The organism is Pseudoalteromonas sp. S558 (assembly GCF_005886635.1).
Taxonomy (GTDB): Bacteria; Pseudomonadota; Gammaproteobacteria; order Enterobacterales; family Alteromonadaceae; genus Pseudoalteromonas; species Pseudoalteromonas aliena.
This window is the reverse complement of sequence record NZ_PNDU01000678.1, coordinates 1-469: the sequence shown is the minus strand read 5'-3', so window position 1 is coordinate 469 and position 469 is coordinate 1. Positions and strand designations below refer to the sequence as shown.

Annotated in this window: 1 pseudogene; it reads left to right on the top strand. The window is 48.2% G+C overall.

The annotated features are described in order from the left end of the window. A pseudogene (locus tag CWB66_RS21915) lies at positions 1–469 on the top strand (DNA polymerase); the annotation flags it as partial.

Here is a 469-nt window from a genome sequence, read left to right as displayed (position 1 = left end):
GTTGACCATCACGAGGTCACTACTGAGACTCGCAGTCAAGCTAACGCCGTCAACGCTGGCTTAAGTTATGCGATGGCGCGATTTGGGCGGCCACGTAAACTTCATGGACCACGCCATGAAGCACAGCATTATATTGATAAATATTTTGAGCGTTTCCCAGGTGTTTTAGAATACATGGAAACGACCCGTGAAAAAGCAGCAGCAAATGGTTACGTTGAAACTATTTTTGGCCGCCGCTTACATTTACCAGAAATAAATGACCGCAATTGAGCACGCCGTAAAGGCGCTGAGCGCGCAGCAATTAATGCCCCTATGCAAGGCACTGCTGCCGATATTATTAAAAAAGCCATGTTAACAGTCCATGCATGGGTTAACCAGCAAGCGCCTAATACGGGTATGCTACTTATGCCGGTGCACGAGGTATTGGTATGGGAGAGTAACACAGAGGGCCCAGAGCCATACACACAGC